The 15,238-nt window shown below is 72.7% G+C and carries 12 protein-coding genes; 5 read left to right on the top strand and 7 right to left on the bottom strand.

What is annotated here, in order from left to right; all coding sequences use genetic code 11:
* The first annotated feature begins 7 nt into the window (after positions 1–7).
* Positions 8–1,078, top strand: a complete 1,071-nt coding sequence (hemE, locus tag M1E25_RS06200) for a uroporphyrinogen decarboxylase (protein ID WP_251410863.1) — start codon at positions 8–10, stop codon at positions 1,076–1,078.
* A 100-nt stretch (positions 1,079–1,178) separates the two neighbouring features.
* On the opposite strand, the gene M1E25_RS06195 is transcribed toward hemE, so the two are convergent.
* Entirely contained in the window at positions 1,179–2,555 is a 1,377-nt protein-coding gene (locus M1E25_RS06195; protein WP_251411065.1) for an FAD-dependent oxidoreductase, read from the bottom strand.
* 70 nt (positions 2,556–2,625) lie between these two features.
* On the bottom strand, positions 2,626–3,621 hold the full coding sequence (locus M1E25_RS06190; protein WP_251410859.1) for a DUF4349 domain-containing protein: 996 nt from the start codon (positions 3,619–3,621) through the stop codon (positions 2,626–2,628).
* A 143-nt stretch (positions 3,622–3,764) separates the two neighbouring features.
* On the opposite strand from M1E25_RS06190, the gene hemG reads away from it, so the two are divergent.
* Together hemG and hemQ are read left to right on the top strand one after the other, a co-directional pair.
* Positions 3,765–5,243 (top strand): protoporphyrinogen oxidase, encoded by a 1,479-nt coding sequence (hemG, locus tag M1E25_RS06185; protein ID WP_251410856.1) that lies wholly within the window; start codon positions 3,765–3,767, stop codon positions 5,241–5,243.
* Complete coding sequence (gene hemQ, locus M1E25_RS06180) at positions 5,231–5,956, top strand: hydrogen peroxide-dependent heme synthase (protein WP_251410853.1); 726 nt, start codon at positions 5,231–5,233, stop codon at positions 5,954–5,956. The genes hemG and hemQ overlap by 13 nt, the downstream gene beginning before the upstream one ends.
* A gap of 102 nt (positions 5,957–6,058) precedes the next feature.
* On the opposite strand, the gene M1E25_RS06175 is transcribed toward hemQ, so the two are convergent.
* From M1E25_RS06175 to M1E25_RS06155, 5 genes are all read right to left on the bottom strand, one after another.
* The gene (locus M1E25_RS06175) at positions 6,059–7,711 is read right to left on the bottom strand and encodes an alpha/beta hydrolase (RefSeq protein ID WP_251410850.1); all 1,653 of its coding nucleotides are present in this window, start codon (positions 7,709–7,711) and stop codon (positions 6,059–6,061) included.
* A 125-nt stretch (positions 7,712–7,836) separates the two neighbouring features.
* Positions 7,837–9,147, bottom strand: coding sequence for an MbnB/TglH/ChrH family RiPP precursor modification enzyme (locus M1E25_RS06170; protein WP_251410846.1), 1,311 nt, complete (start codon positions 9,145–9,147; stop codon positions 7,837–7,839).
* Between the two features lie 135 nt (positions 9,148–9,282).
* Positions 9,283–10,017, bottom strand: a complete 735-nt coding sequence (locus M1E25_RS06165) for a peptidyl-tRNA hydrolase (protein ID WP_251410844.1) — start codon at positions 10,015–10,017, stop codon at positions 9,283–9,285.
* 88 nt (positions 10,018–10,105) lie between these two features.
* Positions 10,106–10,984: a PPK2 family polyphosphate kinase gene (locus tag M1E25_RS06160; RefSeq protein ID WP_251410841.1), complete on the bottom strand. Its 879-nt coding sequence runs from the start codon at positions 10,982–10,984 to the stop codon at positions 10,106–10,108.
* Positions 10,985–11,238: 254 nt separating this feature from the next.
* On the bottom strand, positions 11,239–12,603 hold the full coding sequence (locus tag M1E25_RS06155; protein WP_251410838.1) for an alkaline phosphatase PhoX: 1,365 nt from the start codon (positions 12,601–12,603) through the stop codon (positions 11,239–11,241).
* Positions 12,604–13,026: 423 nt separating this feature from the next.
* Here M1E25_RS06155 and M1E25_RS06150 point away from each other — a divergent pair, with 423 nt between their 5' ends.
* Both M1E25_RS06150 and M1E25_RS06145 read left to right on the top strand, forming a co-directional pair.
* Positions 13,027–14,325 carry an MFS transporter gene (locus tag M1E25_RS06150; protein WP_251410835.1) on the top strand — a complete coding sequence of 433 codons (1,299 nt, stop codon included), beginning with the start codon at positions 13,027–13,029 and terminating at the stop codon, positions 14,323–14,325.
* A gap of 94 nt (positions 14,326–14,419) precedes the next feature.
* Positions 14,420–15,214 carry a putative hydro-lyase gene (locus M1E25_RS06145; protein ID WP_251410832.1) on the top strand — a complete coding sequence of 265 codons (795 nt, stop codon included), beginning with the start codon at positions 14,420–14,422 and terminating at the stop codon, positions 15,212–15,214.
* Positions 15,215–15,238: the final 24 nt, after the last annotated feature.

Here is a 15,238-nt window from a genome sequence, read left to right as displayed (position 1 = left end):
TTCTGGCGTGAGTGCCAACGACCGCCCCACGGGCCGACCGCAGACCAGTCCCGCAGCCGACTCGGTGTTTCTGAAGGCCTGCCGGCGGGAGCCCGTACCACACACCCCCGTGTGGTTCATGCGCCAGGCCGGGCGTTCGCTCCCGGAGTACCTCAAGGTGCGCGAGGGGATCGCCATGCTCGACTCCTGCATGCGCCCCGACCTCGTCACCGAGATCACGATGCAGCCGGTGCGCCGCCACAACGTCGATGCCGCCATCTTCTTCAGCGACATCGTCGTCCCGCTCAAGGCGATCGGGATCGACCTCGACATCAAGCCGGGTGTGGGGCCGGTGGTCGACCGGCCCGTCCGGACGCGCGCAGACCTCGAACGGCTCCGGCCGCTGGAGCCGGACGACGTCACGTACGTGACCGAGGCCGTCGGCATGCTGGTCCAGGAACTCGGCACCACCCCGCTCATCGGGTTCGCCGGGGCGCCGTTCACCCTGGCCAGCTATCTCGTCGAGGGCGGTCCGTCGCGCCACCACGAGCACACCAAGGCGATGATGTACGGCGACCCCGGGTTGTGGGCCGACCTGCTCGACCGGCTCGCGGGAATCACTTCAGCCTTCCTGAACGTGCAGATCGAGGCGGGCGCCTCCGCAGTCCAGCTGTTCGACTCGTGGGTCGGGGCACTGTCGCCCGCCGACTACCGCCGCTCGGTCATGCCGGCGTCGGCCAAGGTCTTCGATGCGGTGGCCGGCCGCGGTGTTCCCCGGTTCCACTTCGGGGTCGGCACCGGCGAGCTTCTCGGTCTCATGGGTGAGGCGGGCGCGGACGTCGTCGGCGTCGACTGGCGGGTGCCCCTCGACGAGGCAGCCCGCCGGATCGGTCCCGGCAAGGCCCTGCAGGGCAACCTCGACCCGGCCGTCCTGTTCGCGCCCCGCGAGGCCGTCGAGGCGAAGGCTCGTGAGGTGCTCGATGCCGCGAGCGGACTGCCCGGTCACATCTTCAACCTCGGCCACGGCGTGCTGCCGGCCACCGACCCGGACGCACTCACCCGGCTCGTCGCGTACGTGCACGAGCAGACCGCTCGTTAGGTCCTGTCCGGCAAGGAACGCCGTCCGCCGTGAGGCGGGGCCGGGGGCCGGGGCGTGCAGACCGTCGTCTCCATGAGCGCAACCGGGGAATGAAGCCGGCTCAGTCCGCGGACTCCAGGGCCGCCACCGCCTTGCGGGCGGCCACCTGAACCGGATCCCACACCGGCGAGAACGGCGGTGCGTACCCCAGGTCCAGGACTGTCATCTGCTGCACCGTCATCCCCGCCATGAGGGCGACGGCCGCGACGTCCACCCGCTTCCCGGCGCCCTCGCGGCCGACGATCTGCACCCCGAGCAGGCGCCCGGTCCCGCGTTCGGCCAGCATCCTCACCGTCATCGGCCGCGCCCCGGGGAAGTACCCGGCCCGGCTGGTCGACTCGGCCGTCACGACGGCGAAGCGGAACCCCGCGGCCTCGGCCTCGTCCTCCAACAGTCCGGTGCGGGCGATCTCCAGATCGCAGACCTTGCTGACGGCCGTGCCCACCACGCCCGGGAACGTCAGCCGGCCGCCGCCGATGTTCACACCGATGGTCCGGCCGTGCTTGTTCGCATGGGTGCCCAGGGCGACGTGCCGGGGCCGGCCCGAGACCAGGTCCAGCACCTCCACGCAGTCGCCGCCCGCCCAGACGTGCTCGTGACCGCGCACCCGCATCGACGGGTCGGTCAGCAGGCCGCCCGACGCGCCGAGCGGCAGGCCGGCGGCCTCCGCCAGGGACGTCTCCGGCCGCACCCCGAGACCCAGGACGACCACGTCCGCCGGATACTCCCGCTCGCCGGTCGCAACCGCGCACACCCGTCCGTCCTCACCGGTGACGATCCGGGTGACCTCGGTCCCGGTCACCGTCTCGATGCCCATCCCGGACATCGCATCGCGCACGAGAGCGCCCATGGAGGGGTCGAGCGTCGGCATCGGCTGGGGCCCGCGCTCCAGGACGGTCACCGCGCAGCCCCGGTTCAACAGGGCCTCGGCCATCTCGATGCCGATGTACCCGGCACCCACGACCACCGCTCGCCGCGGCGTCACGCCGTACCCCTCGAGGGCGTCGAAGAGCGCCTGCCCGTCGTCCAGGCTCTGCACCCCGTGCACGCCGGGGGCGTCGATGCCGGGCAGCGCGGGCCGCAGCGGGCGGGCGCCGGTGGCCAGCACGAGATCGTCGTAACCCGTCCACCGCCCGGGCCCGGCAGGGCGATCACCGACGCCGCGGAACCGCACGCGCCGGCCCTCGAGGTCGATCTCCGTCACCTCGGTGCGCGTCCGCACGTCGATGCCACGCGAACGGTGCTCATCGGGCGTACGGGCCACCAGCGCATCCGGCCCGTCGACCTCGCCGCCGACCCAGTACGGGATGCCGCACGCCGAGTACGACGTGAACGTTCCGCGCTCGAAAGCCACGATCTCCAGCTCGTCCGGTCCCCGGAGCCTGCGGGCCTGCGACGCGGCGGACATGCCCGCCGCGTCACCGCCGATGACCACCATGCGCCGTGCCGTCAAGGTCCCGCTCCCTCCGCAGCCTTGGCGCCCAACGCTACGGGAACGGGACGGGCCGTCACCTCTGCGCGGGCTCCTCGTCCGCGGCGCGCCCCTCGCCGTGGGCGGCGGGCCCGGGGACGGCGGGCGGGAACCCGCCGTGTCCGCCGCCCGTCCGCCCGCGCGTCGGGCGCCGGGGCAGCCGGTCGCGCACGACCCGCCACAGCGCGTAGAGCACCCCGCCCGCCGCGGCGAACGGCAGGATCGCCCCGAGGACGATCGCGACCCACCGCACCGTGGTCAGGAACGCCTGCCAGCCCCCGGCCAGAGCGTCGAGGAAGGTCGGCTCGCCGTCGTCCTGCGCGACGGCCGTTTCCGAGAGCAGCAGCGTGACGGTCGCCATGCCGGTCCGCTCCTTCAGCGACGCCTGCTGCGCCTGCAACGCCTCCAGGTCGGCCTGACGGGAGTTCAGCTCCCCCTCGAGGAGCACCACGTCCTCCAGTTCCGTGGCCCGGCCCATCAGCTTGCGCACCCGTTCCACGCTGGCCTTCTGCGAGCGGATCCGGCTCTCGACGTCGACCACCCGGTCGGTGACGTCCTTCGCGTCCACCTTCCGTCGCAGCACCGTGCCGCTGCCCGCAAGGTCGCCCAGGGTCTGCTCGTAGGAGTCCTGCGGCACACGCAGCACCATCCGGGAGCGCTCGTGGCCGTCCCGGTCGCGGTCGGTCGTCTCATCGCCGACGTAACCCCCCGCCTTCTCCGCCGCGGTGCGCGCGTCCTCCGCCGCCTCGGGCACCGACTTCACCCGCACGGTCAGAGATGCGGTACGGATGATGTGCGCGACGACCGGTTTCGGCGCCTTCGCGACGGCCGGTTCGCCGGCCCGCTGCTTCGCGTCACCACCCGCGGCGTTCCCGCCCCGCTGCGCGGACTCGGCCCGGTCCTGGCCCACGGCGGACTTGTCCGCGCTCGCATCGGGCGCCCCGCACCCGGTCGTCCCGAGTGCGAGCACCAGGACCGTGGCCGCCAGTGCGGCGGCGGGCCGCCACCGCGCGCCGGATGAACGATTCGACATGGTTCCCCCCTGTGGGCCGATGTGTGTCCGGCCGTTGGACGGTCGGCCGCCCGTCCTGGTTGCCCCTTCACCATCGCGGAAGGGTCACGATCCGGGCGATGGGCGACGGACACTGCCGTGTCCGGGTCTGAGACAGTGGTGCCATGGACGGGACGGACATCCGAGGCGGCCATGTGGTCGTCGTCGGAGGGGGTATCGCGGGGCTCGCGGCCGCGCACCGGCTGCTCGACGGCGGCGCTCGGGTGACGCTGCTCGAAGCCTCGGAGCGGCTCGGCGGGAAACTCCTGCCGGGGGAGATCGCGGGCGTTCCCGTCGACCTCGGCGCAGAGTCCATGCTCGCCAGACGGCCCGAAGGCGTGGACCTCGCCCGCGCGGTCGGGCTGGGGGACAGCCTGCAGCCGCCCGCCACCGCGAGCGCGTCCCTGTGGACCCGGGGCGCTCTGCGGCCGATGCCCAAGGGCCACCTGATGGGCGTGCCCGGTGACCCGGCCCTGCTGGCCGCCTCCGGGGTCGTCTCGCCGGCAGGTCTGGAGCGCATCGAACAGGACCGCGAACTCCCGCGCACGCCCGTGCGGGAGGACGTCGCCGTCGGCGAGTACGTGGCGGCCCGACTCGGCCGGGAGGTCGTCGACCGGCTCGTCGAACCCCTCCTCGGAGGGGTCTACGCGGGCGACTCCTACCGGATCTCGATGCGAGCGGCCGTCCCCCAGCTGTTCGACGCCGCCCGGGAGCACCGCTCACTGATCGAGGGTGTGCGGGCCGTCCAGCAGCGGGCGGCCGGGCACCGGCAGGACGGGCCCGTCTTCATGGGCATCGCCGGCGGTATCGGCCGGCTCCCGCTCGCCGTCGCCGAGTCGGTGCGTGCCGCCGGGGCGGACATCCGCCTGGGCTGCGCCGTGCGGGACGTGCGGCGGACGGCATCGGGCTGGGCCGTGTCGGCCGGTGACCTCGTGGTCGAGGCGGACGCGGTGGTCGTAGCGGCGCCCGCGGACGCCGCCTGCCGGCTGCTGGCCGGCGTGTCGCCCGGCGCGGCGGACCGGCTGGCCTCCGTCGAGTACGCCTCGATGGCCCTGGTGACCCTCGCCTTCCGCCGCCCGGACCTGCCGGGCCTGCCGGACGGCAGCGGTTTCCTGGTGCCGCCGGCCGACGGCCGCACGATCAAGGCGTCCACGTTCTCCAGCCGCAAGTGGGCCTGGGTGGCCGACGCCGATCCCGGCCTGTTCGTCCTGCGCACCTCGGTCGGCAGGTTCGGGGACGACAAGGACCTGGAACGGGACGACGCCGACCTGATCCGGCTCTCCCTCGACGACCTCCACGACGCCGTGGGTCTGAGCGCCGCCCCGGTCGCCGGCCGGGTGACGCGCTGGACGGGCGGACTGCCGCAGTACCCGGTGGGCCACCTCGACCGGGTGGCGGACATCCGGGGCCGGCTGGACGAGCTCCCGGGGCTGCGGGTGTGCGGCGCCGCCTATGACGGGGTCGGCATCCCGGCGTGCATTGCGAGCGCCCGTCGGGCGGCGGACGACATCCTCGGGGACCTCGGGCGGGACCGGCGCCGGGTCGACCGTGACCCCACCCTGGCTCGGGGCACCGGTGGGCAGGGGCGAGAATGGACAGCATGACTGGTGCTCCTGAAAAGATCCCGAACGCGGGCAAGAAGGCCCGTGACCTGAACGACGTCGTCCGCTACACGCTGTGGTCGGTCTTCCGGCTGCGGGACGTGCTGCCGGAGGACCGCACCGGTTTCGCCGGTGAGGTGGAGGAGCTGTTCGAGCAGCTCGCCGCGAAGGACGTCACCGTGCGCGGCACCTACGACGTGTCCGGGCTCCGGGCCGACGCCGACGTCATGATCTGGTGGCACTCCGAGACGGCCGACGCGCTGCAGGAGGCGTACAACCGCTTCCGCCGCACCCGGCTCGGGCGGGCGCTGGAGCCCGTGTGGTCGAACATGGCGCTGCACCGCCCCGCCGAGTTCAACAAGTCGCACATCCCGGCGTTCCTGGCCGACGAGGAACCGCGCCAGTACGTCTGCGTCTACCCCTTCATCCGGTCCTACGACTGGTACCTGCTGCCCGACGAGGACCGCCGTCGCATGCTCGCCGACCACGGCAAGATGGCGCGCGGCTTCCCCGACGTCCGCGCCAACACCGTCGCCTCGTTCGCGCTCGGCGACTACGAGTGGCTGCTGGCGTTCGAGGCCGACGAACTGCACCGGATCGTCGATCTGATGCGCCATCTGCGGGCATCCGAAGCGCGGCTGCACGTACGGGAAGAGGTGCCGTTCTACACCGGCCGCCGCAAGCCGTTGACGGAGCTGGTGGCCGGTCTGGCCTGAGTCCGGCTGGTGCCGTCCGCGGCCGGGCGGCGGTCGGCCCGGGGCCCGTTGCCGTGCCCGCCGCGGGACGACGGCAGGGTACGGGCGGCCGAGGCCCTCCTGCTACTCCTGCGGAGCGGCCTCGGGCGAGGCCGTCGGCGCACTCTTCGGCGGGGTCTCCCGGGAGGCGTCCGGCGCCGCCGGCTTCACCGCCTCGGGCCGGGGCTCGTCGTGCGGCTCGCACACCGCCCCGGGGCCCGGCACCGTGCCGCGCAGGAGATAGGTCTCCAGGTGCCGGTTGACGCATGCGTTCTCACCGCCCGCGATGCCGTGCGTACCGGCCTTCCGTTCGGTGACGAGGGACGACCCGTACAGCCGCGCGTGCAGGGACAGCGCACCGGCGTAGGGGGTGGCCGCGTCGCGCTGGGCGGCCAGGATCAGCACCGGCGGCAGCTCGCCGGGCGATGTCCGCACGTCGAGCGGGCGCTGCCGAGGCGCGGGCCAGTGGGCGCACGGCAGATTCATCCAGGCGTTGTCCCAGGTCTCGAACGGGGCGACGCCGGCCAGCATCGTGTTGTCCCGGTCCCACACCCGCCAGTCGCGGGGCCAGGCGGCGTCGTTGCACTCGACCGCCGTGTAGACGGCGTTGCTGTTCTCCGCCGCGGTCGCGTCCTGCGGCCTGGGGGCGGCCAGGGATACCAGGGGATCCGGGTCGTCCCGTCGCAGGTACGCGGACAGTGCCGCCGCCCGCTCCGCCCACGCCCCGTCGTAATAGCCGGTCTCGAGGAAAGCGGCGTGCAGCTGTGCCGAGCCCACCGTGCCGCCGGCCGGCTCGCGTTCGAGCCGCCGGCGAGCCTCGGTGTAGCTGCGCTGGACCTCCTCGGGGGTCCGGCCGAGCCGGTACGTGGCGTCGTGCCGGGCCACCCAGACCCGCCAGTCCTCCCAGCGTCCCTCGAAGGCGAGGGACTGCAGGAGGTTGTCCCGGTACCAGATCTTGCGCGGATCGGGGTCGACCGGGCTGTCCAGGACCATCCGCCGCACATGGCGGGGGAACAACTCGGCGTAGAGCGCGCCCAGATAGGTGCCGTAGGAGGAACCGAGGTAGGTGAGCCGCTGCTCGCCGAGGGCCGCCCGGATCACATCGAGGTCACGGGCGTTGTTCAGCGACGTGTAGTGGCGCAGGGACGGACCGGTCTTCTCCGCGCAGCCGCGGGCGTACTTCTCCGCCTGCTGCCGGAGGGCCGGCTTCTGCGCCTCCGTGGGATGCACCGGGACGTTCACCGGCGCTTTGGTGAACTCCTCGGGATCCTGGCAGGACAGGGGTGCCGACCGGCCGACGCCGCGGGGCGCGTAGCCGATGAAGTCGTAGGCGCGGGCGGTGCTGCGCCACTCCGGTGCCTCGGTGTAGAGGGGGAAGTCCATGCTGGAACCTCCCGGGCCGCCCGGGTTGTGCACCAGGGCTCCCTGGTGTTCGGTGGAACCGCCCGTGGCGTCGGCTTTGCTGACGGTCAATGAGATCGTCCCACCATCGGGACGCCGGTAGTCCAGCGGCACGGTGACGGTGCCGCAGGTGACGGACGACGGCAGGTTCTCCACCTCGGGGCAGGGGCCGAAGTCGATGCCGGCGGAGGCCGCCCGGGCCGCTGCTGCTGCGACTCCCTGTGCCTCGGCGACGCCGCGCGGGTCCGGCGGTGCGATGGTGCCGCCCGCCGGGGACGTCCCCAGGGCGGCGAGGATCAGCGAGCCGATGGTGCCGTACAGCGCTACTGCTCTCACAGGCCGTCCCTTCGCTGACTATCCGACAAAAAGAATGATTTGCACGTATTTCAGCGGAGTAAAGCAAGTGAGGGAATGTCGGTCCGATTGCCCCGCACACGGGTGACCCGGTCAGGAAGGCGCGCTCACCGCGAGAGGAACCGCCTCAGGACCTGTCCCGCACGCCCGCCCGGCAGGGGGGCGGGGCCCGAACGCTCACGCCACCAGAGCCGGATGCGGCGCAATGCGTCCGGGTCCGCAACCGGAGGGCCCGCCAGCAGGTGAGCTGCGAAGTCGAGCGCGTCGCGACGGTAACCGCCCGTCATCGGACGGCCGCGCGCGTAACCGGCGAAGGCCCGCCGGTAGCCGGACCCGAGGATCCCGGCGAGCTCCGGCGCCACCTTGGCCACAACATCGGCGCGCTTGGCAGCCAGTGCCCGGCTCTGGATGCGCAACTGCGCCCGGTCGAACCCCTCGGGCTGCGGCGTGCCCGCCACCAGCGCGGACAGCAGGGCGCCCTGCGCGAGCCCGAGCCGCAGCCGCGTCGCGTCGCCGGCGGTCCTCTCGGTGGATGCAACCTCGGCACCGGCCTCCCGGAGCGCCGTACGACGCGGGGCCGCGCACGGACGCCCCCGGTCGTCGGCCATCACGGCCCGGATCGCCTCGAGTTCACCGGCCAGCTCGCCGGCCGGAGGGAAGGCGTCGTCCCGCTCCAGCAGTACGCCGGGCGGTTCCGTGCGCGAGCAGAGGTCTGCCAGGACGTCGAGCACCGCCGAGGGCACCGGATGCGCATGTGTGTCGTGCCACACGCCGTCCCGCTCGACACCGCCTGCCACGTGCACGTACGCAATGGCCTCCGGCGGGAGTTCGGCGAGCGCGCCGGCGGGGTCCTCACCGCGGTTGACCCGGTTCGTGTGCAGGTTCGCCACGTCGATCAGCAGTCGCACACCGGTGCGCTCCACCAGTTCCGCCAGGAACCGGCCCTCCGTCAACTCCTCGTCCGGCCAGGAGAAAAGGGCCGCAATGTTCTCCAGGGCCAGCGGCACGGGCAGTGCCTCCTGCGCGATGCGCACGTTCTCGCACAGCACGTCGAGGGCGTCCCGGGTGCGCGGCACCGGCAGCAGATGACCCGCCTCGAGCCGGGCCGATGCCGTCAGCGCCCCGCCGGAACGGACGAACGCGAGGTGCTCGGTGACCAGCGGCGACCCCAGCGCCCCGGCCAGCTCCGCGAGCGCGGCGAGCCGGCCCGGGTCCGGCCGCTCCGCCCCGCCCAGCCCCAGCGACACCCCGTGCGGGACGACCACCGTGCCGCGCTCGCGCAGGCGCAGCAGGGACTCGGGGAGATGGCCCGGGCAGACGTTCTCGGCGACCACCTCGACCCAGTCGACGCCGGGCAGCTGCTCGACCGTGTCCGCGATCTCCGGCCGCCATCCGATCCCCGTACCCAGACGGTCCATGGCGCGTCTCCTCCCCGTCGTCCGCCGTACGGACTGTCAGGGTGATGACCCATCTGGCCCCGGCCAACCCCGCAGTCCGGAGTTCAGAGCTCGATTTGAGCTTCGTACCGGAAAGAGCCGGGGCAACGGCCGGGCTCAGTGACGGGCGTCCCGGCGGCGCAGCGCCGGATGGTCGGCGACGACCGTGCACGAGCCGGCGGCGATCTCGGTGAAGCCCGCGTCCCGGACCACCGGCAGGCCGCTGCCGGCCAGCCGGTCCCAGCGGTCGCGGCCGGCGGTCCGCACCGACAGGGCGAACCCCGACGCGCGCCAGGCGGCCCGTTCCCCCTCGGCCAGACCCCACCAGGCCAGCTGTGCACCGTGTCCGGCCTGCGCCATCGCCTTGCCCGCCGACATGGCGACGGACGGGTTGAGCCACAGCACCGGGGAGTCCGGTTCCGGTTCGCCGGGTGGCTCGGGATCGTCGAGTTCGGTGCCCGAGACCTGGAGTTTCGCCAGGTCCTTCGGCCATCCGTCCAGCGGAACCGGAGGGAACACCCGGACCTCGGCCGTCCGCCCGGTGACGGTGATGCCGTCGAGCGCCTCCGCCCGCCGCCACTCCGCTCCGCGGGCCCGGCGCACCACCTTGCGGATGCGCGCGTCCTCCCAGTCGCGGACCGCTACCGCCCATGCCCCGTCCACGGCCGTCGACCGCTCGTCGGACAGCAGGCTCAGCACCGCCCGGGCCGCGGTCTCCAGCGCGTCCGTGAGGGCGGGCGGCGCGGCGCGTTCGATGCGGGCCACCAGCGGCAGCACGTACTGCGGCGCGGTGTCGCGGTCGGCCGCGCGGTGCGCCGGGACGGACCCGGCGCCGGTCTCCGAGCTGTTCACCTGGAATCTCCGAGGATGCCCCGGCCTTCAGGCCGGGGAGGAATCGGACGGGCCCAAGTCTGCCAGCGGCACGGCAGAGGGCAGGGCATCAGCCGGTGGCCAGCCTGGCCCGGTAGACCTCCGGGTCGAAACGGGCCGGCGGGTACCGCGGGTCCATCTCCTCGAGCTGTTCCAGGAGCAGCCTGCTCACGGCCCAGTTGCGGTACCACTTGCGGTCGGCGGGCACGACGTACCAGGGCGCGGCGACGGTCGAGCAGCGCTCCAGCATGGCCTCGTAGGCATCGCGGTAGTGGTCCCACAGCTCGCGCTCCTCGACGTCGCCCGGGTCGAACTTCCAGTGCTTGGACGGGTCGTCGAGCCGCCGCAGCAACCGCCTGCGCTGCTCGGCGTGGCTGATGTGCAGGAACACCTTGACGAAGGCCACGCCGTCGTCGGTCAGCGCCTGCTCGAAGCGGTTGATCTCCGCGTACCGCGCGCTCCACTCCCCGGCCGGGACCAGCTCCCGGACCCGGGCGATGAGCACGTCCTCGTAGTGCGAGCGGTCGAAGATGCCGATCTCCCCGGGCCGGGGCAGCGCCCGCTCGATCCGCCACAGGAAGTGGTGTCTCCGCTCCTCGTCCGTCGGGGCTTTGAACGCGGTGATCCGGCACCCGGCCGGGTTGAGCATGCCGATCACGTGCTTGACCGTGCCGCCCTTGCCCGAGGTGTCCGTGCCCTGGAGCACGAGCAGCAGCCTGCGGCGGTCACCGGCCGTGGCCGCCGCATAGAGGCGTTCCTGGAGGGAGGCGAGGCGCTTTCCGGTCGCCAGGGCTTCCTCGCGCGCCTTCACCTTGTCCGGCGGGCCACCGGGCGTGGCAGCGGGATCGTACGAGCTGAGGTCGACCGGACTGCCGCCGGGCGGGATGCGCAGCTGCTCCCGCAGGCCTCGCGGAAGGCCGGACCGCTCCCCGTCTCGCTTCCTCGCCACCGGCGCCCCTTCCCGTGCAGTTGTGCCCCGATCCTGCGCGGGATCGGGGCACAGCGCTACCGGAGACCGGGGCCGGGGCCTAAGGCGTGTTGTGAAAGTCCCGTCTGGCTCGCGGCGCCTGGCACGCACATCCGCTGCGTTGTCGAATCGTCCGAGTAGCCCACTACGAGGCCGGCTCTCCGCCTTGCGGCTGCACGCACCAGACGCCGCCAGCCCCGCCCCAGGGGCGGACGACGCTACTTTCACAACAAGCCTTAACGCCAGGGGCCGGTGACGGCGAACGTGGTTCCCGGCGTGTAGCAGTTCACGTACATGGTGTCCCCGTCCGGGGAGAACGTCACGCCTGCGAACTCGCCCCACGCGGGCTCCTCCGGAGTGCCGATGTTCTGTCGTCCGCGGGCCATGGGGTAGACCTTGCCGCGTCGGGTCAGTCCGAAAACGTGCTGCGCGCCCTCGCCGTCCTCGCAGAGCATGAGGCCGCCGCCGGGGGCCAGCGTGATGTTGTCGGGCTCCTCGCCGGGCATCTGCACGTCGGTGTCCGGGCCGAAGACGATGACGAGGGTGAGCCGCTTGCGTTCCGGGTCGTAGCGCCAGACCTGTCCGTAGTGGTCGGCGGCCGAGCCATCGGCGCTCTTGGCGAAGCTGGAGACGAAGTACACGCACGACCCGCCCCAGTAACAGCCCTCGAGCTTCTGCGCGTGCGTGATGCCGCCGGGACCGAAGTCCTGGAAACGGATCGCGGTCTCCTTGGCGAGCGGGTCCGGGACGTCCACCCATTCGATGCCGTCGAACGAGGCGCCGGTCTCCTGGACCGCCGAGAGGTCGGCGACCCCGGGCACCCGCATGGCCTGGAGGGTGCCGCCGGCGTGCAGTGAGCCCGAACCGCCGAGCGGCCTCTTCGGCAGGAACCGGTAGAAGAGACCGAACGGGCGCTCGAAGGCGTCCTCGGTCTCGTAGACGATGCCGCGGCGCGGGTCGATCGCGATGGCCTCGTGCTGGAAGCGGCCCATGGCCTCGAGCGGCACCGGCCGGGTGCGGCGGGCGTCGTACGGGTCGACCTCGAAGATGAAGCCGTGGTCCTTGGTGTACCCGTTGGTTCCGGCCTTGTCTTCGGTTTCCTCGCAGGTGAGCCAGGTGTTCCACGGGGTGGGGCCGCCGGCGCAGTTGGTCGAGGTGCCCGCGATGGCCACCCGTTCGTGGAGCACGCGGTTGTGCTTGTCGAGTTCGAGTGCGGTGCAGCCGCCCATGCCCATCGGGTCGTACGTGAGGCCGCTGACGGCCGGCACCCGGATCTTCGCCGTCGGCCGGTTCTCGTGGTTGCGGACCAGGTTCACACCGCCGTTTCTGCCACGGAAGGCGGCCATGCCGTCGTGGTTGCTCGGGACCCGTCCCTCGCCGGAGCGGAGCGGGTCGCCCTCGCGCGAGAGAACCCGGTAGCGGAAGCCCTTGGGGAGATCGAGGAGGCCCTCGGGGTCGGGGACGAGGGGGCCGTAGCCCTCCCGGCCCACCTCCAGGGCCGAGGCCGTCCCTGCGAACAGTTCGGAGACGCTGCCGGCGAAGGCGATACCCGCCCCCAGTGCGCCGGATCGTGCCAGGACTTGACGTCGTGTCGCAGACATAGGGGCAACTCCGTGTTGGCGGACAGGAGATGTGACCTGCTTGTCGTATCACGGGCGGAGCCCGGCGGGAACCACGCGCGCCCGCGGGCCGTGCCCGGGACCCGACCGGGCGGCCCCGGAGCGGTGCCGTGGGTTGCCCGGCCGGACGACGGTGTGTCGCGCTTCACGCTATCCGCACCCCTTGGGCGGGTACGGCGATGTGCCGGGGCTCCGCTCGGAGCCGGCCCGCCCTCGACGGTTCCGACCGGGGCGGGGGAACGCCACCCGTGGTTCGGCGACGAACCAACGATCGCGCCCCTTGAAGGATCGTTGAACGATCCTCTAACTTGTGGCGAGCGCCGGGCGGCCCCTGTCCCCGGCCGTCCCTACGGCGTCCTCCCCGCAATTGCGATCGCGGCGCACTCCCCGTTCTGCGAGGTGCAGATGAGCACAACCCCCCCGACCCGGGTCACCACAACAGAGGAAGCCCAGGCCGGCGCCGCACCGGGTGGCGGCGGTGCCATGGGCTGGTACCGGGATCTGGGCCCGCGCGGACGCCGTGCCTTCGGCGGCGCTTTCGGCGGCTACGCCCTCGACTCCTACGACTTCTTCACACTGCCCCTCGGCATGGTCGCGATCGCGGCCTACTTCTCGCTCGACTCCGGGCAGACCGGCATGCTGGCCACGGTCACGCTGGTCGTCTCCGCCATCGGAGGTGCCGTCGCCGGCGTCCTCGCCGACCGCATCGGCCGCGTGAAGGCCCTGATGATCACGGTGATCACCTATGCGGTGTTCACCGTCGCCTGCGGGTTCGCACCGAACTACGAGGCGCTGCTGGTCTTCCGCGCCCTGCAGGGCCTGGGCTTCGGCGGCGAATGGGCCGTCGGCGCCATCCTGGTCGCCGAGTACGCCTCGGCCAAGAACCGCGGCCGCACCCTCGGCGTCATCCAGAGCTCGTGGGCCGTGGGCTGGGCGCTCGCCGTGATCGTCTACACCGTGGCCTTCCAGTTCCTCGACCCGGACGTCGCCTGGCGGGTGCTCTTCTTCACCGGCGCACTCCCCGCGCTGCTCATCGTCTGGATACGCCGCAGCGTCACCGACGCCCCGCAGAGCGTCGAGCGCCGGCAGGAGAGCTCGCAGAAGGGCTCCTTCACCGCGATCTTCAAGCGGGAGCACCTGCGCATCACCCTGTTCGGCGTCCTGCTGTCGACCGGTGTGCAGGGCGGCTACTACACCCTCGCCACCTGGGTGCCGACCTACCTGAAGACCGAGCGCGGCCTCAGCGTCGTCGGCACCGGCAGCTACCTGGTGTTCCTGATCTCCGGTGCCTTCATCGGCTACCTGGCCGGCGGCTACCTCACCGACAAGCTGGGCCGGAAGAACAACATCCTGCTGTTCGCGTTCCTCTCGGCTCTCTGCATCGTGGGGTACACGAACATCCCGACCGGGGCGGACACCCTGGTCCTGGTGCTCGGATTCCCGCTCGGCTTCTGCATGTCGGCGATCTTCAGCGGATTCGGCTCGTTCCTCAGCGAGCTCTACCCGACGGCCGTGCGCGGCACCGGTCAGGGCTTCACGTACAACACCGGTCGCGCCGTGGGGGCGTTCTTCCCGGCGCTGGTCGGCTTCATGGCCGCCACCTGGGGTGTCGGTGGCGCCCTGGTGTTCGGAGCCATCGGCTACGGCATCGCGGCCCTCGCGCTCATCGGTCTCCCCGAGACCCGTGGTCGCGAACTGGTCTGACGCCCGCGTCGCAGAGCGCAGCACCCCTCGTCCGGGCCGGTCCGCGTACCGGCCCGGACGAGCCCGTTCCCGGCCCCGAACAGGACGGATCACCATGTCCCTCACCTCCACCCCCGCGGACCTCGGCCCGCGCGAGGCCCGCGAGCACTTCCGGTCGGGTGCCGACGTACATACGGCCGGCTGGGCGCCGGGACGCACGCAGGCGAACCTCATCTCCGTACCCGCGGACTGGGCGTACGAGGTGCTGCTGTTCTGCCAGCGCAACCCGAAGCCGTGCCCGGTCCTGGACGTGACCGACGCCGGGGCGTGGACGACTCCGCTGGCGCCCGGCGCCGACCTGCGCACCGACATCCCGCGCTACCGCGTGTGGAAGGACGGTGAGCTGGCCGCCGAGCCCTCCGAGGTGACCGGTCTGTGGCGGTCCGACCTGGTCTCGTTCCTCATCGGGTGCAGCTTCACCTTCGAGGCGGAGCTAGCCGCCGCAGGCGTGCCGGTGCGCCACGTCGACCAGGGGCGCAACGTCCCCATGTACGTGACCGACCGCGCGTGCCGGGTGGCGGGACGCCTGCACGGACCGATGGTCGTCTCGATGCGGCCCGTCCCGGCGGAGCTGGTGGACCGGGCCCGGCAGGTGACCGGCCTGTTGCCCGCCGTGCACGGCGCCCCCGTGCACGCCGGCGACCCTGCTGACCTCGGCATCGGCGACCTCGGCCGGCCGGACTTCGGCGACCGCGTCGGCCTGCACCCGGGGGACGTACCGGTCTTCTGGGCGTGCGGGGTGACGCCGCAGGCCGCCGTGATGGCCTCACGGCCGCCGTTCGCGATCACGCACGCGCCCGGGCGGATGTTCGTGACGGACGTGCCGGACGCGCACTACCGCGTGGGGTGACGCCGGGGCCCGGCTGCCCGCACC

The organism is Streptomyces meridianus (genome assembly GCF_023703325.1).
GTDB lineage: Bacteria > Actinomycetota > Actinomycetes > Streptomycetales > Streptomycetaceae > Streptomyces > Streptomyces meridianus.
The sequence above is the reverse complement of the archived record's forward strand: the minus strand, read 5'-3'. Positions and strand labels throughout refer to the sequence as shown.